The organism is Algoriphagus sp. NF (genome assembly GCF_028823735.1).
Classification (GTDB): domain Bacteria; phylum Bacteroidota; class Bacteroidia; order Cytophagales; family Cyclobacteriaceae; genus Algoriphagus; species Algoriphagus marincola.
The window spans coordinates 54,479-74,276 of record NZ_JAPEIB010000017.1 but is presented as its reverse complement, the minus strand read 5'-3'; the positions used below and the strand labels follow the sequence as shown (position 1 = coordinate 74,276).

At 42.0% G+C, this 19,798-nt stretch carries 14 protein-coding genes; 7 read left to right on the top strand and 7 right to left on the bottom strand.

All coding sequences use genetic code 11. The features are described 5' to 3' along the window. Positions 1 to 77 precede the first annotated feature (77 nt). The 4 genes from OU792_RS10070 to OU792_RS10055 all read left to right on the top strand — a co-directional run bounded on the left by OU792_RS10070 (position 78) and on the right by OU792_RS10055 (position 6,893). Positions 78 to 710: a TetR/AcrR family transcriptional regulator gene (locus tag OU792_RS10070; RefSeq protein ID WP_134202790.1), complete on the top strand. Its 633-nt coding sequence runs from the start codon at positions 78 to 80 to the stop codon at positions 708 to 710. A 59-nt stretch (positions 711 to 769) separates the two neighbouring features. After that, on the top strand, positions 770 to 2,827 hold the full coding sequence (metG, locus tag OU792_RS10065; protein WP_446698892.1) for a methionine--tRNA ligase: 2,058 nt from the start codon (positions 770 to 772) through the stop codon (positions 2,825 to 2,827). 121 nt (positions 2,828 to 2,948) lie between these two features. Next, positions 2,949 to 5,894 (top strand): FAD-binding and (Fe-S)-binding domain-containing protein, encoded by a 2,946-nt coding sequence (locus tag OU792_RS10060; protein ID WP_274670088.1) that lies wholly within the window; start codon positions 2,949 to 2,951, stop codon positions 5,892 to 5,894. A gap of 198 nt (positions 5,895 to 6,092) precedes the next feature. Then, positions 6,093 to 6,893 (top strand): helix-turn-helix domain-containing protein, encoded by an 801-nt coding sequence (locus OU792_RS10055; protein ID WP_166669428.1) that lies wholly within the window; start codon positions 6,093 to 6,095, stop codon positions 6,891 to 6,893. On the opposite strand, the gene OU792_RS10050 is transcribed toward OU792_RS10055, so the two are convergent. The 4 genes from OU792_RS10050 to OU792_RS10035 all read right to left on the bottom strand — a co-directional run bounded on the left by OU792_RS10050 (position 6,882) and on the right by OU792_RS10035 (position 13,648). Beyond that, positions 6,882 to 9,764, bottom strand: a complete 2,883-nt coding sequence (locus OU792_RS10050) for a two-component regulator propeller domain-containing protein (protein ID WP_134202786.1) — start codon at positions 9,762 to 9,764, stop codon at positions 6,882 to 6,884. The genes OU792_RS10055 and OU792_RS10050 overlap by 12 nt on opposite strands. Positions 9,765 to 10,335: 571 nt before the next feature. Continuing rightward, positions 10,336 to 12,018: a 2-succinyl-5-enolpyruvyl-6-hydroxy-3-cyclohexene-1-carboxylic-acid synthase gene (menD, locus tag OU792_RS10045; RefSeq protein ID WP_274670087.1), complete on the bottom strand. Its 1,683-nt coding sequence runs from the start codon at positions 12,016 to 12,018 to the stop codon at positions 10,336 to 10,338. 2 nt (positions 12,019 to 12,020) lie between these two features. Beyond that, entirely contained in the window at positions 12,021 to 13,229 is a 1,209-nt protein-coding gene (locus tag OU792_RS10040) for a chorismate-binding protein (RefSeq protein WP_274670086.1), read from the bottom strand. Then, positions 13,226 to 13,648 (bottom strand): hotdog fold thioesterase, encoded by a 423-nt coding sequence (locus tag OU792_RS10035; protein WP_026947439.1) that lies wholly within the window; start codon positions 13,646 to 13,648, stop codon positions 13,226 to 13,228. The genes OU792_RS10040 and OU792_RS10035 overlap by 4 nt, the downstream gene beginning before the upstream one ends. Positions 13,649 to 13,698: 50 nt before the next feature. Between OU792_RS10035 and OU792_RS10030 the strand changes: the two genes are divergently transcribed. Further along, complete coding sequence (locus OU792_RS10030; RefSeq protein WP_274670085.1) at positions 13,699 to 14,319, top strand: histidine phosphatase family protein; 621 nt, start codon at positions 13,699 to 13,701, stop codon at positions 14,317 to 14,319. Here OU792_RS10030 and OU792_RS10025 read toward each other — a convergent pair. The 3 genes from OU792_RS10025 to OU792_RS10015 all read right to left on the bottom strand — a co-directional run bounded on the left by OU792_RS10025 (position 14,306) and on the right by OU792_RS10015 (position 16,679). Continuing rightward, complete coding sequence (locus OU792_RS10025) at positions 14,306 to 14,716, bottom strand: hypothetical protein (RefSeq protein WP_134202782.1); 411 nt, start codon at positions 14,714 to 14,716, stop codon at positions 14,306 to 14,308. The two genes, OU792_RS10030 and OU792_RS10025, sit on opposite strands and share 14 nt — an antisense overlap. Before the next feature lie 91 nt (positions 14,717 to 14,807). Further along, the gene (locus tag OU792_RS10020) at positions 14,808 to 15,575 is read right to left on the bottom strand and encodes a zinc ribbon domain-containing protein (protein WP_100629961.1); all 768 of its coding nucleotides are present in this window, start codon (positions 15,573 to 15,575) and stop codon (positions 14,808 to 14,810) included. Between the two features lie 3 nt (positions 15,576 to 15,578). Next, positions 15,579 to 16,679, bottom strand: a complete 1,101-nt coding sequence (locus OU792_RS10015; protein ID WP_274670084.1) for a Nif3-like dinuclear metal center hexameric protein — start codon at positions 16,677 to 16,679, stop codon at positions 15,579 to 15,581. A gap of 40 nt (positions 16,680 to 16,719) precedes the next feature. On the opposite strand from OU792_RS10015, the gene lpxK reads away from it, so the two are divergent. Beyond that, positions 16,720 to 17,781, top strand: a complete 1,062-nt coding sequence (lpxK, locus tag OU792_RS10010) for a tetraacyldisaccharide 4'-kinase (protein WP_222583513.1) — start codon at positions 16,720 to 16,722, stop codon at positions 17,779 to 17,781. After that, positions 17,756 to 19,729, top strand: a complete 1,974-nt coding sequence (locus OU792_RS10005; RefSeq protein ID WP_274670083.1) for a putative porin — start codon at positions 17,756 to 17,758, stop codon at positions 19,727 to 19,729. Before lpxK ends, OU792_RS10005 begins: the two co-directional genes overlap by 26 nt. The last annotated feature ends 69 nt before the right edge of the window (positions 19,730 to 19,798 follow it).

Below are 19,798 nucleotides of genomic sequence, written 5' to 3'. Positions count from 1 at the left end.
GATGCTTGTAAAGTTGTAAGGTGGAAAAGTTTCAGGAGGGTAATACCTTTGTCACTTGTTTTCGAAATAAAGCCTCTATGACTCAAAAAATTAACCAGGAAGCAAAGATTATCGATGCGGCATATAAACTTTTTTTGGAAAAGGGCTTTCGCAGCACGACCATGGATGATATCTGTCAGTCTTTGGGGATTAGCAAAAAGACTCTCTATCGCTTTTTCTCTTCCAAAACCGAACTGCTGGCAGCTGCTTTTGAAAAGCTAAAAATCCGAATGACAGCAAAAGTGGAGGCAATCGTGGATAATCGGTATATCGCTTTTCCCCTGAAGCTAAAATCCAGTCTCTCAGTCATCGCGAACTATTTGGCTCCCATTAATCCTGAGCTGTTTGAGGATCTTCGCGAACATGCCCCTGAAGTTTGGGAGGATTTGATTTTATACATTCAGGAATCTGCCTATGAGCGCTTTCAGCGATTGATTCAGGAAGGAATTCAAAGTGGACAAGTTCGTCCCAATTTGAATGTAGGCTTGGTGGTCATGCTCTATGCCTCGGCGGTGCAGTCACTTTTAGATCCAAGTTTTCGAGCCAAATTCCCTTCCTCCATTCAAAAGGACCTTCAGATTCCGCCCTCCGATATTTTTGATCAGGCCATTACCATTATTTATCAGGGAATTCTTTCCGAAGAAGCCCGACAGGAATTCGATAATGCCTGATTAGGTACTAGCTTTTCCCTATCTTTGCCCCCTGAAAAACGAATATAGCTTATCACCTGATGAATAAATCCTTCAAACGTCATACCCTTACCGCAGCTTTGCCTTATGCCAATGGTCCTATTCATATTGGTCACTTGGCTGGTTGTTACGTTCCTTCCGACATCTATGCGCGCTACTTGAGATCTCAGGGCAAGGATGTCCTTTTTGTTGGCGGTTCTGATGAGCATGGCGTCGCCATTACCATCAAAGCCAAAAAAGAAGGAAAAACGCCTCAGGAAGTGGTGGATTTTTATCATGAGATGATGAAAAAGAGCTTCCAAGAATTTGGAATCAGCTTCGATCATTATTCCCGAACTTCCGCCAAAATCCATCATGAGACTGCTCAGGGATTTTTCAAGGATCTCTATGAAAAAGGAGAGTTTTTGGAGCAAAGTACCGAACAATATTATGATGAGGAAGCTGGTCAGTTTTTGGCTGATCGATACATCGAGGGAACCTGTCCAAAATGTGGTTTTGAGCATGCCTATGGTGATCAGTGTGAGAAATGTGGCTCTTCACTCAGTCCTACAGAACTGATTAATCCCCGTTCCAAACTCAGTGGTCGAACGCCTGTGTTGAAAGAAACCAAACATTGGTTTTTGGACTTGGCACGCTATCAGAATTTCTTGAAAAAGTGGATTCTCGAGGACCATGCACAGGATTGGAAAAATAATGTCTTGGGACAATGCCGCTCTTGGCTAGAAGCTGGAGATGGCTTGCAGGCACGTTCCATGACTCGCGATTTGGATTGGGGAATTAAAGTTCCGCTACAAGACGCAGAAGGTAAGGTGCTTTATGTGTGGTTTGATGCGCCGATCGGGTACATCTCTTCCACCAAGGAGTGGGCTTCTGAGCAAGGAAAAGACTGGGAGCCTTATTGGAAAGATGAAGAGACCCAACTTCTTCACTTTATCGGAAAAGACAATATTGTTTTTCACTGTATCATCTTCCCGGCTATTCTAAAGACCCACGGGGATTTTATCCTGCCGGATAATGTGCCAGCGAATGAATTCCTCAATTTGGAAGGAGATAAAATTTCCACTTCCCGAAACTGGGCCGTTTGGCTTCATGAATATCTCGAAGAATTTCCGGGAAAGCAGGATGTTTTGCGCTATGTCTTGACTGCCAATGCACCAGAGACCAAGGACAATGACTTTACCTGGAAGGATTTTCAGGCTAGAAATAATTCCGAATTGGTAGCCATATACGGCAACTTTATCAATCGGGCGGTAGTCCTGACACATAAATATTTTGAAGGGAAGGTTCCTGAAAGAGGAGAATTGACCGGGTATGACCAGGAAGTATTGGATCAATTGGCTGAATTTCCTGCCAAAATCATGAGTTCCATGGATAGATTCCGCTTCCGGGAAGCCTTGGGAATTATGATGGATTTGGCGCGATTGGGAAATAAATACCTGGCAGATACCGAACCTTGGAAGACGATCAAAAGCGATGAGGCAAGGACGGCAACCATTCTCAATATTGCCTTGAATATTGCTTCGAACTTGGCCATTGTTTCTGAGCCTTTCTTGCCATTTACAGCAGCCAAGTTGTTTGATATTTTCCATTTGGAAGATGCTAACTGGACCAAAGCCGGTAAAGGTGACTTGCTTGTCGAGGGTCAGGAAATCGGGCAATCCGGATTGCTTTTTGAAAAAATAGAAGACGAAACGGTTGAAAAACAAGTACAAAAACTATTAGACGCCAAGAAAATGAATGAAGCTGCAAATGCACCTGTTGCTCCAATGAAGGAGATTATTACCTATGATGACTTCGCCAAATTGGATATGCGTGTGGTGACCGTTTTGGAAGCCGAAAAAATGCCCAAATCCAAAAAGCTTCTCAAGCTGAAAGTTGATACCGGAATCGGTCAACGCACCGTGTTGAGTGGGGTTTCTGAGCATTTTGAGCCGGAGTTTTTGATCGGCAAGCAAGTGACCATGTTGATCAACCTGGCACCGCGAAAAATGATGGGGATCGACTCAGAGGGAATGATCTTGATGGCGGAGGACAAAGATGGAAAGCTAAAGCTTCTGACCCCGCATGAGGGAACCGCAAGTGGGTCGACGATTAGTTAATAGTTGATTTAGTATTAATTTTTAAAAGGGGAGTCAAAAGGATCAAAAATGATTGAAAAAGCATCATTTTTTTCTTTTGACTCCTCTTCCTTTATCTGACTAAGAAAGCTATTTTTACCCCATGCTTTCAGACCAACCCAACCTAGTACCTCAATTAGAAAAACTAGCTACTCAACTTGAAGGTAGCCTGCAATTTGATAGACTGAGTCGGACACTTTATGCTACCGATGCTTCTGTCTATCGAGAGATGCCGCTTGCCGTTGCCTTTCCAAAAACTGAGTCTGATATTCAGAAGCTCATCCAGTTTGCTACAGAAAACGGGACCTCACTGATTCCCCGAACTGCCGGAACTTCGCTGGCTGGGCAATGTGTGGGAAATGGCATCGTGGTAGACGTGTCGAAGCACTTTACCCAAATTCTTGAATTCAACAAAGAAGAGCGCTGGGTTCGCGTGCAGCCGGGTGTCGTTCGGGATGAGTTGAATCGTTTTCTCAAGTCTCACGGTCTGTTTTTCAGTCCGATTACTTCCACAGCCAACCGGGCTATGATTGGCGGTATGGTGGGGAATAATTCCTCGGGAACTACTTCCATTGTCTATGGGGTGACTCGGGATAAGGTGATCTCACTAAACACGATTCTCAGCGATGGAAAAAAAGTCGTCTTCGGAGAAATTTCTCAAGACGATTTTGACCGAAAGTGTGCGCAAAAAGATCTGGAAGGAAGCATCTATCGACAGATTTTTGATGAATTAAATAATCCTGAGGTTCGGGAAGAAATCCATTCCCAATTCCCCAAGAAGTCCATCCATCGTCGGAATACAGGCTATGCGGTAGATGAATTGCTCAAAGCGGAGCTTTTCGAGGGAAAGGAAAAATTTAATTTCTGTAAACTCCTGGCCGGATCCGAGGGAACCTTGGCTTTCACAACAGAGATAAAAATTGCTTTAGACCCACTTCCTGACCCGGTAGACATTGTGGTTGCAGCTCATTTTGAAAGTATTCATGAAAGCATGAAGTCTGCTCAAGTAGCGATGAAGCATCCTGCTACTGCGGTGGAACTCATGGATAAAATCATCTTGGACTGCACCAAGGAAAGCATTGAATATTCCAAAAATCGGTACTTCGTCGAGGGTGACCCGGAAGCAATTTTGATGATAGAGTTTCGGGGTAAATCACTGGAGGAAGCAATTACAAAAGGGGAAGCCTTGATCGCTGATCTAAAGAAAGCCAATCTAGGCTATGCCTATCCCATCATCGAACCTGAAAAGGTGGCTTCTGCGTGGGCACTCCGAGCGGCCGGTTTGGGTTTGTTGGCAAATATCCCCGGAGACCCTAAAGCGGTGGCATGCATTGAAGATACGGCCGTGGATATCGATGACCTGGCGGATTACATCGCTGAGTTTGATGAGATGATGGTTGCCTTCAATCAAAAACCGGTACACTATGCCCATGCTGGGGCTGGGGAGATTCACCTTCGTCCGGTTTTGGACTTGAAGACGCAGGAAGGAGTAGAGGATTTTTATAAGATTTCTAAAGCCTCCGCCGAGTTGGTGAAGAAATACCAGGGTTCTTTATCTGGTGAGCATGGAGATGGTCGTGTGAGGGCAGCTTTTATCCCGCTGATGGTAGGAGAGAAAAATTATGAGCTTTTCCGCCGAATCAAATACAAATGGGATCCGAAGAATATCTTCAATCCTGGAAAAATCGTCGATGCTGCTCCCATGAATCAATTTCTCCGCTATGAAACAGGGATGAAAACTCCGGAGCATCAAACGGCTATTGACTTTTCGAATGTGGGAGGAATCCTCCGAATGGCTGAGAAATGTAATGGTTCGGGAGACTGTCGCAAACTTCCGGGTTCAGGAGGAACCATGTGCCCGAGTTATATGGCGACTCGGAATGAAAAGGACACAGTTAGAGGTAGAGCAAACACACTTCGGGAGTTTCTGACGCTGGATAAAAAAGAGAACGCTTTCGATCATCCTGAGATCAAAGAAGCTTTAGATCTTTGCCTCAGCTGCAAGGGTTGTACGGCAGAATGTCCATCTAACGTGGATATGTCCAGTATGAAGGCCGAATTTCTATATCAATACCAGAAAACACATGGAGTTCCGCTTCGCTCTAAAGCTTTTGCTCACATCAATGAGTTGAATGAATTGGGATCGAAGGTGCCGGGAATTGCCAACTTTTTTTTGAGAAACTCCTTGACAGGAGGCCTGATGAAATCTGTCCTTGGAGTTGCACCCAAGCGAAACCTACCCGAAATCAGCGCTATCAGCCTTCGAAAGTGGTACAAAAAGCACTACGCTTCCCTTCCAGGGCCTTCAAATAAAATCAAGTCGGTTTATTTCTTTGTGGATGAGTTTACCAATCACAATGACACCGAGATCGGGATTAAGGCGATTTCCCTTTTGAAAAAATTAGGATACGAGGTCAAAATTGTGGATCATCAGGAAAGTGGTCGATCTGCTCTTTCTAAAGGACTTTTGCAGAAAGCAAAGAAGCATGCGGAAGCGAATGTCCGCATTTTTGAAAAGCTCATTGATGGAAATACACCCTTGGTAGGTTTGGAACCTTCTGCTATTTTAAGTTTTCGGGATGAATATCCTAGAATCGTCAGCAAAGAATTGGTCAACGCTGCGAAGAAATTGAAGTTTCATGTGCATTTGATTGATGAATTTTTGGGCAAGGAAGTAGCTGCCGGGAATATCAATTCTTCTTCCTTTACCGCTCAAACCCAAAAAATAAAGCTTCATGGTCACTGTCATCAAAAGGCGCTTTCTTCTTTGACTTGGACGCAGAAGATACTTTCTCTTCCAGTAAACTACAGCGTAGAAACGATTCCTAGTGGCTGCTGTGGTATGGCTGGTAGCTTTGGCTATGAAACTGAGCATTATGAGGTTTCACAGCAGGTAGGGGAGTTGGTACTTTTTCCTGCAGTGAGAAACACAGAAGCCGAAACCATAATCGCCGCCCCAGGTACTTCTTGCCGTCATCAGATAGCAGATGGCACCGGACGAAAGGCAATGCATCCGGTTGAGATTTTGTGGAAAGCATTGAAAAACTAAACAGAAATTAAAATCTTCCTCCTTGCTTCGCATTATTTAACCAAGTTGATTTTGGCTTTTTTAAATGGCTAAAAAAGGCATAAAGGCTATTTTTACTGAAATGTCGGGAAAATGTCGGGTCAATTCCGCCCCATTTTCGTCCTAAAGTTTCTCTATTCAAAACAACTTGCCATGGTCAAACCAAAAATACAATTCACAATGAAGCAACCAGAATTAGGCAAGAAAATCTCAGAATTGAGAAAAGCCAAAGGGCTCACACAAGAGGAGTTAGTTGAAAAATGTAATTTGAATGTACGTACTATTCAGCGCATCGAGGCAGGAGAAGTTACTCCAAGGTCGTACACCGTTAAAGCTTTATTTGAGGCTTTGGATTTTGCAGGTATAGAAGAAGGACCCCAAAATGAAAGTAAGTTTCAAAATAGTACCTTGGTCTATTTGGGGATTGCAGCAGGTATTATCTATTTCTTTCTCTCGATTTTTGAAATAGGATATGAGATAGAGTTTTTAGAAGGTAAAGAAGCCATCAGTCGTACAGCTTTCTCACTGATTAAAGTCTTCACTTATTTTGGCTACGTATTATTTATGTTTGCCTGGGTCAGGCTAGCCGGTTTTTTTTCAAATTCCTTTTTGAAAATTGCAGCCTGGGCAATGATAGGGGCTAATCTTATTTGGGGTCTAGTCGATATCCTTGCTTTACAAACTGACTTTTTCAACCTGGGAGATTATTACATGGTTAAGATCAGTTCTTTTGGATTTTTTTATGTTTTGTTGGGAATGTCCTTTACTTCCTTCAAAAATCGCTATTCCTTCATCCCTTTGATCGTTGGAGTGCTTACCATAGTAGCTGGAGTTTTTTTGTTTTCCGGTATTGCAGCTTTTTTGGGGTTGATTCCCCTTACGTTGGGAGAAATCGGACAAATAGGGCTTATGATTTATTTTATAACAAAAATCGGGGGGGATTCTTCCCCCGATTCTCAAATCAAAGTATCAGAATTTTAGGATGAATTCCTGAAGGTTTTCAGAACGCTCCAATTGAATTTTTTTCCGAAGTCTATATCGGGCAATCTCCACTCCCCGAATCGTGATATTCATCAGATTGGCTATTTCCTTCGATGAAAGATTCATCCTCAAATATGCACTCAGTTTGATTTCCTGTGGACTAAGATCAGGGAATCTTGACTTGAATCGAGACATAAAATCTCCGTGTACCTCGTCGAAATGCATCTCAAACTGTTCCCAGTCTTTGTCACCGGCAATGTTTTTTTCAATGCTGGAAATGATCTTTTTGATTTCATTTTTGACCTCCTGATTTTTACTCTTTTTGATGATGCTGTTGAGATGTGATTTTGTCTGAACGATAAAGCCATTTTTATTGATCAAGTGCATCGTAGCTGAGGCCAATTCTTTATTTTTTCCCTGAATTTCAGATTTTAGTTTTTCAGTTTTGAGGCGTTCGATTTCTTTTTGAGAATCCTGCAAATCACTTTCCTTTTGCTCGATGACTTTGGATTGAGCGGCTTGAATCTTCGCGGTGGTTTTTTTCAATTTTCGATCAGCTATACGGAAGAGTAAGTAAAGCAGGGTGATCGTCAATATTGCATAAATTAGGTATGCAAGTGTCGATCGATACCATGGTGGCAATACTTTGAATGTAAACTGATCCTCCTGACCGACTTGATCATAGATATTTTTACTACGAACGTGAAGAATATAGTTGCCTTCTCTCAAGTTGGTAAAGGACCTATCCCTTCTGGTAGACCATTCGCTAAAGTCATCCTCAAAGCCTTCCAGCCAAAATTGATATTGAGTGGTGTTTTCATTGTTTGGAATAGGATTGCTTGCTTCAAATCTAAAATGGGCCATTTCATAAGGGACCGTTGTAATTTCCTCATTTGCCTCATTTGAATTTAAGGTGTCGTTGAGCCAGTAATTTCCTTCTGAAATAATGGAGTCTGATATTCCCGTAAGATATACCGATCGAATCATGGTAGGGAATACCGTCGATACTCTGTAGTTCCTATCAAGTTTATACCAAATGAATCCCTCATTTGCAGCAAATAGAACTTCATTCGGCCGAATCAGCGATATATTCTGCAAATCATCATTTAAGAAAGGCCTGATCTTATTGAAGATCTGATGATTCTTTTGATAGGTTCCATTGATTTGCTTTTCTAAGACTCCTACTTCGTCACTACCGATATAAAAGATATTACCTGCCGGATCTTCTACCATGCTTGTGGCTAAAAAATCATAATCGAAATAAGGCTCAAAATTGGGATCTTTCTCAAATCGATCTGAATCCGAATTATATCGATAAATACCATACTCCGTCGAAAAAACAACCTGATTATTGAGCTTCCACACACTGTTTAGCAGGGTGGTAGGCAATCCAGATTCTATTCCATAATATTTAGACTCTACGGAATCCAAAGCTTCATTAAGGCGAAGTCGATAGACTCCTTTGTAGCCATGTGCCATCCAAATATCTCCATTGCTGTCCTGTTCGATCAGTCGGGAGGATTCATCAAAACCCTTGATTTTCCGAAGGAATCGAGCTGATCCATTGGTAAGCTCAAACAGTAGAAGGCCATTGTAGCTACCGCTTATGATAAGATTTGGATGATCTTTCAGGCTTTGAAAATTCCAAATTCCATTTGGCCCTCCAAGAGATGATATATTCCGATTGTTTACACTAAATGCGCCATTATTTTGTGCCGAAAGCAAGAGATTTTGGATCTGCGAAATCTGATAAACTTGCCCTGTACCACCTGGAATAGGCTCAATCTCCGTTTCGTCTTCTGGGCTTTCTTCTTTTGAAAAAAGGCCATAATTGGTACCAAAGTAGAGTTTATCATCTTTCAGGTAGGCGTCATATCCTGTTCCTGGAAGACCTGAAAACTGATCAATCAAGCGGAAAGGCAGACTCAATTCTAGTAAGGTGATCCCATTGTTGTGACCTATCCAGAGATTTCCGACGGTGTCTTCAAAAAGTGATAGAATTGAATTATTTCTCAGCCCTTTTTCTTTGTTCATGCGGAGTAGTATGCGGCCATTCTGGTCTACTATAAAAATCCCATGTCGCTGCGTACCAAGGGCTATGTTTCCATTTCTAAGCCTAAGTGCACGGTTTATCTGAGTTTCAGATGGTAGATTAATTGACCATGGTTTGACTTGGCCAGGACTGATTTCAAAAATCCCCTCGTTTTGAGTGAAAACTAAGTGTCGGTTCCCAGCAAGGGAGATAAAGCTTACGACTACTTTATCACCAAAAAGCTCACTATTATCCATTGAGACCAATTTTCCAGTCTCTAAGGAAAGTAAACCTTTGCCACGTTGATTGACTACCAGGTTATTGTTTGCAAAGTGAAAACTCTCAAACACTGACTCTGCTTCCAGAACTTCCTCTAAATCCAATTTTTTATTGAAAATAAAGATATCCTCCAGTGTGCAGAAAACCACCTTATCCCGGATGAACAAGATCTTCCAAATCTCTTCTAGATTTTGCTTCTCAGTTGGCAACTTTTCCAATAGTGACTGGTATTGAAGCCTTCCTTGAGAATTGGCTTTGAAATATCCAAATTCTGCTTGTCCGGATACATATATAGTCCCAAACTCATCAATGGCTACATCCCGTATTTTGGTACTATTCGGCAAAGAGTACCGCCTCCATTCAGTACCATCATATTCCAGGAGTCCAAAGTTATTGGCCACGTAAATCATCCCCGATGTGCTCTGGGTAAAAGCAAAGTTTTGGATACCTCCCTGATAGTCGTTGGAAGAATAGTATTTCGAAAAAGGGAGACCGGGAACTTGAGCCTGAGCTGCCGATATAGAACCTATCAGAAGGATAATGATAAGCCGAATGATCATCTGTTATTTTGGGTTTTGGTTAAAGTTAAAAAAAAATGGCATGATGTATATAAAGTTGAGTTGAGTCTATCTCATTTGATCCAAAATATGCCATTTTAATCAAAATAAGGTTGGTTTTGGAATAGGCTGTGATGGTTCTGTGAAAATTATTTTAGCTATTTGATGTGTTATTGTGTGGGTTTGGTATTGGCTTGAAAATGCTTTTTTCCATTTTGGATTTTATCTTAATCAAAAAAACCTCTGAATTTTCGCAAAGCTACTTTGGAATAAAACACCCAGGGATAAATCATGCATCACCAAAGAATCAAGTATGTGATCTTAATTCTTTGATCCAATCAAAACAATTTAAATTTTGTTCGCAGGGTTTGGGAAATTATAAAATCTGATTATCCGCAATCATGCCAGTTGCCTTATTTTCTTTGCTTGGCTGGTTGGAAGACCGAAGACCGAAGCTTCCGGATTCCGATTCTTTCAGCAGACAATAAGCCGACTTTTGTCAATAATTGTAAGAAAGCGGATATCCATATTAGAGAAAGAGAAATTGGATGAAAGAAAAGCTCAGAATTTGATCTCAATTTCCCAAAAGCTCCTGAGCGATACGCTTTTTAATTCGACTGAGAATCTGTGCATTTTCCCCACTATCACTTTCGATCTCAAGGATTTTCGGTTGTGAGCTTTCTTTGAAAAAATCTTGGAGGTAAGCTTCCAATTCCTCGGAATCACGGGCTAATGCATAATCAAACCCTTGTTCCTTGGCCAAATAGGAAGCATCGAGTGTTTGCTCGGTCTCAAAGTATTCCTCCAACTCCGGTTGCTGCGATGGGCCTTCTATTAGCCTGAAAATTCCTCCTGCATGATTATTCAGTAAGATGATCCGCAAGTTGGGAGTAGGATAATTGTTCCAAAAGGCATTACGATCGTAGAAGAAGGCTAAGTCTCCAGTAATCAAAGTAACAAAGCCATCATTGACCCAAGCTGCTCCAACTGCAGTACTACTGCTGCCATCGATTCCGCTCGTACCCCTGTTGCAAAAAATTTCTTGAGGTCTTTTTCCCAAAAAGTTCAAGTATCTGACCGCCATGGAATTGGCTACCTGAATTTGTGAGTTTGCAGGAATATATTCTAAAACTCTTTTGAAAGTAGGATATTCACCAAATTCCTCTTGGTCAAGAAAGTGGAATAAATGATTTCTGACTTTTTCCTCCAAGCCTGACCATTTTTCTTGAAAGGCTTTGTCGCTCGAAAAGCCTTGTTCCGAAAGCCATTTTAAAAAGAATATAGCATCGCAATCAAGGAACTCAGTCAGACCCTGAAAAGGGTCACGGAGCCCTTGATGAGCTTGAATATGCCAATGCTCGACTTCATTCTTTCGAAGAAAAAGCTTTAATGATTTAGAAATCACTGATTTCCCGAAACTGATAACCAAGTCTGGTACTAAATCCTTACTGATGGGCTCGTTCCCTATCCAATGATCATGCAGAGTAACGGAGCCCGAAATCTGATGATTAGAAATCGTATCCGCAACTACTACCAGGTGCTGTTCTTCGCTAAGTTTCTGAAGAAGTTCAGAAATAGTGGGGTCTGGATTCTGTTGACCCGGTACGATTAGTATTTTTTTGAAAGCATTTAGTTTGGACTTGAGGTCATCAAGGTCCTCATTGGAAAGGCTTCTTTTACCTTCTCGAACTTGAATAATTGAAAGGTTGGGGGACGCAGAGAAAGATTCTCCTTTTTTGGGATAAAATGGCTCTCGAAGCGGAATGTTGATATGAACAGGCCCCTTAGGACCACTGATGCTCAAATTGATAGCCTCATTGACTATGCGCTGGGCAAACCAAAGTTGATCTTGGTGCTGAAAGCTATCTGGAAAGTCAAAACTTTCCTTTACATGCTTTCCGTAGACTTTGGTTTGATGAATCGTCTGTCCATCCCACTGATCGATCCACTCCGGCGGTCTATCAGCAGTAAGAATAAGTAAGGGGATTTCTTGAAAGAATGCCTCAGAAACAGCCGGAAAATAGTTTAGAGCTGCGGAACCTGAGGTGCAGACCAAAACTACAGGTTGTTTCAGTTGCTGAGCCATCCCCAAAGCAATAAAAGCTGCGGATCGCTCATCAGAAATTGTTCGTGTCTGTATTTCCGGATTCCTCGCAAAAGCAAGAGTCAAAGGGGCACAGCGAGAACCAGGAGAAAGAATTGCATGCCGAATGCCTTTTTTCGCACAAATGGCGACTAAATCTACGATGGCTTGCATGGTCAATTTTTGACTGTTTGAATGAATTTTCCGATGATATTACATTTCACCTCAGTCTCTTCCCATTCCTTCTCTGGATCAGAATCTTCGGTCACTCCAGCACCCGCATAGAGAGTAATAGTGTCCTGACTTAGCGAGGCCGTCCGTAGATTGACATAGATGGATGTTTTATTCTCAATGTTGACCGGTCCGATGAAGCCTGCAAAAAACTTCCTGTCAAAACCTTCATTCGCTTTTAGAAACTCATGCGCCTCTTTTCTCGGCATCCCGCAGACTGCTGAAGTAGGGTGGAGGAGTTGTAGCATGACAGATCCGAGCTGTGGAAAGTTGGTCTCTTTCATATTCACCCGAAAATCAGATCGAAGATGCAAAAGATTTCCGGCCATAACCGTTTTTGGACCATGTTCTTCGTATTCTCGAAGTCTGATTTTCTTAAAACAATCTACAATGTATCGACTGACAAGTGCTTGTTCCTCAATTTCCTTCTGAGTCCAGGCGGCTGATTTCAAAGGGTTTTCTCCTTGGGCTACTTGGGTGCCAGCAAGGGACATGGTATAAAAATGGTCTCCACTGGTCTCAATTAATATCTCAGGGCTAGCTCCCATCCAAGTACCTACATCGGGTAGGTGGAAGAAATTCACAAATGAATTGGGATAGGTGTGGATTAGATCCAGCAAGCTTTTTCCCAAGTCAAAATCTTCTGTCAATACCAAGGTTTTGGTTCGCGCAGGAACCACTTTCTCCATGGATCCCATTTTGACAGCTTCTATACTTTTTCGAACTAGCTCTAGAAAGTGTTCTTTATCTCCTCCGTTTTTTTTGATCTCTTGAGCAGAAAGTTTAGGGAAATGATCTGGAGCAAATTGAAGAGATCTATCTCCTTGTTCAGCAAACTTCTGAATCCATTCGGGTAGGTTGGTTTCGCTTTGATCTTTTGCAAAAGGGATTTTAAAATACTCCTTGGATTCTATAAAAAAGGCCGAATGATCGGCTTGATCTTCAAAAGGATGAACTATAAAGCCGGAAGGCACATCTTCGAGAGAAATATTGACTTTTCTTGCCAGCTTCGAATCATCGAAAACCACTTCCAACTCATTACTTTTTGGTCTTTTCCACAAAGCAAAAGAACCACCGAATTGGAATCCTGCATGAAGAATTTGCTGAAGAGCCTCGTACTGGGAAATGGATTTGGCTGCTAAGGATTCAATCATTTTTTATCTAAAATAGCCATTGTAATTCTGCTTACGCAGCAAAGGGCCTCTTGTTCGTTATAGATTTTTATTTCCCAAACCTGGGTACTTTTTCCTAAATGTATGGCTTTTGCAATGCCTTTTACTCTTCCTGAACGGACAGATTTGAGGTGGTTTGCGTTGATTTCCAATCCAACACAAGTTTGACTCTTCAAATCAATGGTTAAGGAAGCTGCTACGCTTCCCAGCGTCTCTGCTAGCACTACATTCGCTCCACCGTGTAACAAGCCCATCGGTTGTTTGGTTCTGCTATCTACGGGCATGGTTGCACATATGAAGTCATCCCCAATTTCTGTAAAAACAATATCCAGATGGCTCACCATGGTGTTTTGACCGCTTTGGTTGAGCTGTTGCAAGGAAGGCTTTGTTTTAAAAACCATGAATTCTATTGGGAATTGATTTTATTTGAACTTTGACAAAAATATAGAAAATGCAGCGAAAAAAAATTTACTTAGTCAGACATGGGCAGACCGATTTCAATCTCAAAGGAGTAGTACAGGGAAGTGGGATAGACGCACCTATCAATGAAACCGGTAGATCTCAAGCAGCTGCATTTTTTGAAGCATACAAGGATGTCGAGTTTGATCAGATCTACCATACTTCTCTCATTCGAACTCGCCAGTCCATCCAGCAATTTGTGGATAGAGGAATTCCCACCACAGCTTTAGCGGAATTGAATGAGATTTCATGGGGTGAATACGAAGGAACTCCGATGACTCCACAGGAAAATGAGTATTACCTGCATATGCTGCATCAGTGGCAGGAAGGAAATTTAGACTATGCGATAGCCGGAGGAGAAAGTCCCAATCAAGTAGCGGTAAGGCTACAGCGGGGGATAGATAAAATAATTTCGGGTCCGGGAGAAACAATTCTGGTTTGTATGCATGGTAGAGCCATGCGTATATTTTTGAGTTTGATTTTTCACTACGACCTGCGCTACATGGATCAATTTGAGCACAGCAATCTGTGTCTTTATTTACTGGAGCAACTTGGAGAGGATAGATTTGTGCTACGAAAAGCAAATGACCGAGCCCATCTTAAAGCTCTGTAAGCAATTTACGGCTTTTGGCTTTTGACTCCTTGATCTGTGTTTGCTCACTCAGAAAATTCTCAAAAACTGATTCATTCTTGGTCAAATCATAAACTCGAAATGCAATGTCTTCAAGTTTTAAAGATTTTTTTCCTGAAACTTCTACTAAAAAGTCGCCAAGAAAGCATTCATCAAAATCACAGGAAGGAATTTCAATGAAAAGGGCAAGTTCAGAGTTGCCTTCGTAGCTTTTGGTATCAAAAGAAGAAAATTGCTCTTCTATCTGATTCAGTGCTATTTTATGCTGTTTGAGTTCCTGAGATTGGAAGATGACCAAAAAAGTTTTGGATTCTGGTTGAATCGCTTGAACCTGTAGTCCTACAAAAGTGAATAATATGACTGCCAGAAACTTTCTCATGCCTTAATATAAACATTAAAGTCCTCGGAAAGCAAATTTGTTTGAAGGCAAAAAATAAACCCCGAGAAAATTTCCCGGGGTTTGAATTTTATTAAGCTTTTGCGGTACGCTTCTTTTTTGGCTTTTCTTCGACGATTTCGTCTTCGACGCCTGCCAAGATTCTTCCGCAGTGCTCACACACAATGAGTTTCTTCTTTTCACGAATATCTGCCTGACGCTGTGGTGGAACGGTATTGAAACAACCGCCACAAGCTCCACGCTTCACCATCACTACTGCAAGACCATTTCTCGCATTAGCTCTGATTTTTTCATAAGATCTGTAGAGTCTGTCATCCACTTTTTTGATGGATTTTTCTCTTTCTGATCTCAACTTATCTTCTTCTGCCTCACTTTCGGAGACAATTGTAGACAATTCGTCTTTCTTTTGATCTAGATCTTTCTGTCTGTCCTTCATGACAGCATTCAAATCATCAAGATCTAATTTCTTCTGGTCGATTTTTGCGCCTGCTTCTGCGATCTTCTTTTTCGAAACTTGAATTTCAAGATCCTGAAGCTCCAATTCCTTAGTGATAGCATCGTATTCGCGGTTATTGCGAACATTCATTTGCTGCTCCTGATATTTCTTAATCAGTTTTTCAGACTCTTTAATGCTTTCCTTGAAATTCTTGATGTCCTGTTCGTAGGCTTCAATTTCATTTCGGAATTTTTCAAGTCTGGTCTCATAACCGGCGATTTCATCTTCGAGATCCTGAACCTCCTCAGGCAGTGCTCCCCGTACTTTGATGATCGCATCCAGTTTAGAATCTATCAGCTGTAAATTGTGTATAGCGTCGAGTTTTTGTGCTACTGTACTTTCCATGTACTATCGGTAGGATGTGGGATTTGTAACTACTTTCGTCAAATAGAGTGCAATATTAGGAAAATTTTGCGACAATAGTTCTGATAGTAACTCTTTTGTAAAAATTTCGCTTTCATAGTGCCCGATATCGCAAAGCATGAGCTGGCCCTCTGCATCAAAAAACTCATGGTATTTGACGTCTGCGGTCACAAAAGCATCCGCGCCTTGTCTTTTTGCATCTCCCAAAAGGAATATTCCTGCCCCGCCACAAACAGCTACTTTTTTGATAGGTTTCCAGCGAAGTGCCGTGTGCCTCACTACCTGAAGGTTCATTCGCTCTTTGAGATAGTCCAAAAAGTCTAGCTCATCCATTGGCGATTCCAATTCCCCTATCATTCCAGCACCTACCTCCTGATTTTCGTTTTCAAGGTCTTGAAGGTAGAAGGCCACTTCTTCATAAGGATGGCTTTTTTTCATCGCAGACACCACCTTTTGACTCAAATATTTTGGCAGAATTACTTCCGCTCGAACTTCAGGTTCGTAGGATGGAACCCCGGCTTTTCCTGAGTATGGATTGGCGGCATCGGATGGAGTAAAAGTTCCCATTCCATTGACTTGAAAAGAACAGTCTTTGTATTCCCCAATCTGTCCTGCACCGGCTTGGTAGACAGCGCCTAGCACTTGGTTTTTTGAGTCTTTAGGCACAAAAAAAGTAAGCTTGCTTAAAATCCCCTTTTTGGGCTGAAGAATCTTGGGATTGAGAAGTGAAAGACGATCTGCGATCCGCTTGTTTACTCCATGGGAGACATGGTCGAGATTGGTATGAATGGCGAAAATCGCGACATCGTTTTTGATTGCTTTGATGACAGTTCGCTCCACGTAGTTTTTCCCCGTGAGGCTTTTCAGACCTTTGAAGACAATCGGATGATGGGCCACCACCAAATTTACTCCGAGTTGGATAGCCTCGTCTATTACCTCCTCCGTGCAATCCAAAGAACAAAGTATGCCTTTGACAGGCTGATTGGGATCTCCTGCTATCAGCTGTGCATTGTCGTAGGACTCTTGGTAGGCAGGAGGTGCAAGTTGATCTAAAAATGAAATGATGTCTCGGATTTTGTATTCCATGGTTTTTTGTTTCTTTGATCAAAAATAAGAATTCTTCTAGATGCGAGGGTTGCTTTTTCTTTTGTTTCCTTTTTCTGTTCTCTACGATGGCATCACCCGCCTACGCAATGCGTTTTATCACTGGGGTCTTTTCAAATGCACTGATTCCAAGATTCCGGCGGTTGTCGTTGGTAACTTAAGAGTGGGAGGGACCGGCAAAACTCCCATGGTTGAATTTCTGATTCGAAGCTTTCGCTCGGATCATGCTGTAGCCACCTTGTCAAGAGGTTATGGAAGGATAACAAAGGGTTTTCGAAGAGTCAACTCAGACTCAAAAGTGGCAGAAGTAGGTGATGAACCCTACCAATTACACCAAAAGTACGGACAGGATATTCAGGTTTTTGTCTCTGAGAATCGTGTTTTGGGAGTGGAAGAAATCTTGAAAGAGCCTAAGGTCCCAAGTTTACTGATACTAGATGATGCCTTTCAGCATAGGGCTATTCGTGCACAGGCTTATATTCTGTTGACTACTTGGAATGATCCTTTTTTTAGGGATTTTCTCCTGCCAACAGGAAGACTTCGGGAAAGTCGCCAAGGTGCTAAAAGAGGCGATGTGATAGTGGTGACCAAATGTCCAAGCTCTCGAACTTTGCAGCAAGAAGATGAGATGAGGAGGCAAATTCAGTCTTATTCGGGTGATACTACACCTGTATTCTTTTCTTCTATCGATTATGGAAAGCCTCAACCTATAAATCATCAAGAGGCTTTTTCCCCACATGTGATTCTTTTCAGTGGTTTGGCCGATTCCAGTGCGCTGAGGGCTTATTGTGAGAAGAATTATCAAGTCTTGGATGTGGTAGATTTTCCTGATCATCACGCTTATTCTGAAAAGGATTATGAGTTGCTCAAGCAAAAGGCATCAGCTCATGGAAGTAAGAATTTGGTCTTTTTGACGACAGAGAAAGATGGGGTAAAAGTTAAATCCCAGCTTAAGAAAGGATTTTTGGGAGAAATTCCGATTTTTGTCCTACCAATAGAGGCCCAGTTTGAGCAAGAGGAAGCGACAGCGCTATTACAACTAATCCAACAAAAAGTCTTTGGAAAAGACCACAAAGGTGAATAAATCCATACTCGCAGTATTTATATTCTTTTTTTTAGGATTGATTCAGCATTCCTTTGCGCAGCGCCCTATTCCCCAAAATGGACGGCAGGTTCAAAACCCAAATCAGCGAGTGCAGCAGGAAGCTTTGCAGCAGGGAGAAGTTGAAGGAGAGGAGCAAACGGGTAGGAGAACTCTTTTGGACGATAGTACCCGGATGGTTTTTGGGCCTACCACTGCCTTGTTTTTCTATGAAAAAGATATCAAGCGAAACAGTTTGACACTTTATCCCCAAGATACTTCATTGACCAATTTTCATAATTATGACCCTCGTGCAAAGGGTGGTTGGAAATATCAGGACTTGGGAAATATCGGCTCCGCTGCCCAGCCTATTTTTTATGAAATACCTGATCAAATTGGTACTCGATCTGGATTTCATGCATACGACATTTATTATCACAATCCCGAAACCAGAAAGTACTTCGATACCAAGTCTCCCTTTACCAATATGTCAGCATTTTTTGGTGGAGGGAATCGAAATATGCTGGATTTGGAGTTTGCCCGAAATGTGAATCCGCGATGGAATATTGGATTTGAATTCCATACAATTCGCTCCCGAAAAACACTAAATCCAATCGCGAGGGATGACAATATGGTGGAGCAGACATCCTACTCGCTGCATACCAATTATCGTTCTGAAAATGGCCGATATTGGCTTCTAGGCAATTTCTCAAGGATGAGGCATGTAGTAAACGAGATTGGTGGAATTATTCCTCCTGAAGAGGACTCTACCTCAGTTTATTTCACCTATGAAGATGCCAAAGTTTGGTTGCGAAACTCCCAAGCGAGAGACCTGAGACAGGATTACCATTTCTATCACGAGTATAAGGTAAGGGATGGCCTCCAGATCTATCACGTTTTCGATAGAAAGAGTCAGGATATCAGGTTTGATGCCTTGCTGAATTCGACTGACTCTCTTTTTTATCCCTCTGCTAGATTGCTGGAGCCCGACACCACGAGAAATATCCATGATTTTTCGGAATGGAAAAATGAATTCGGATTGAAGGGAACCTTCGGAGGCTTTTTCTACAATGCCTATGCAATGCTCCGAAATGGTAGAATGCAAAACCCTGCTTTCGAAAGCGACAATACCTTCAATGAGGTATTTATCGGCGGGCAACTTATCGGCAAACTTTCCGAGAAGTGGTCATTAAGTGCAGATGGGGAATACCTACTTCCCGGTGCCTTTCGGATTCATGGAGTTTTTCAATCTCCCTGGCTGGATGTGGAATATACCAAGGCACTTTACAAACCCAGTTCCATGCAGCAGCGATATGCCGGTAATCACTTCAACTGGGACAATGATTTCGACAATGTTGGCGTGGACCAAGTTACCGGGACGCTAAAACTAGATATCGGCAAAGCTAAAATAAGACCGGGCTTGACTATCAACCGAGTAAATAATTACATCTATTTTGATGAAAACAGGTTACCTGTTCAGGCAGATGGAGAAGCGTTTATGCTGATGCCAAGTGTAAAATCAGCTATCCGGGTAGGTAAAAAATTCCAGTGGGATGCTGAAGTGATTTTCACAAGTGTATCCGGAGGGGCAGCTGATGCATTTCGAATTCCTGAGTTATTTGCAAATACCCGTTTTTACTTCGATAGTCCTGCATTTGATGAAAATGTATTCCTGCAGTTTGGATTGGATATTCGCTATCACTCTTCTTATTTTGCGGATGCCTATTGGCCATCTCATCAGCAGTTTTACCTCCAAAACACCTTTGATGTGTATGCCTATCCGGTGGTTGACGTGTTTTTGAATTTCCGAATCAACAGAACTCGAGTTTTGCTGAAATACAATCATTTGAATTCGGGGATGATGAGTCGAGAGGGGTATTTTGTAACGCCTGACTACACTGGAATTCGATCCTTTATTGATTTGGGAATCACATGGTATTTATTCGATTGATGGTGTCCTGAACCTGAAGGATGAATTGAGGTTTGATTAAAAGACGTTTGAAGAAAAAGATTGGTTGAC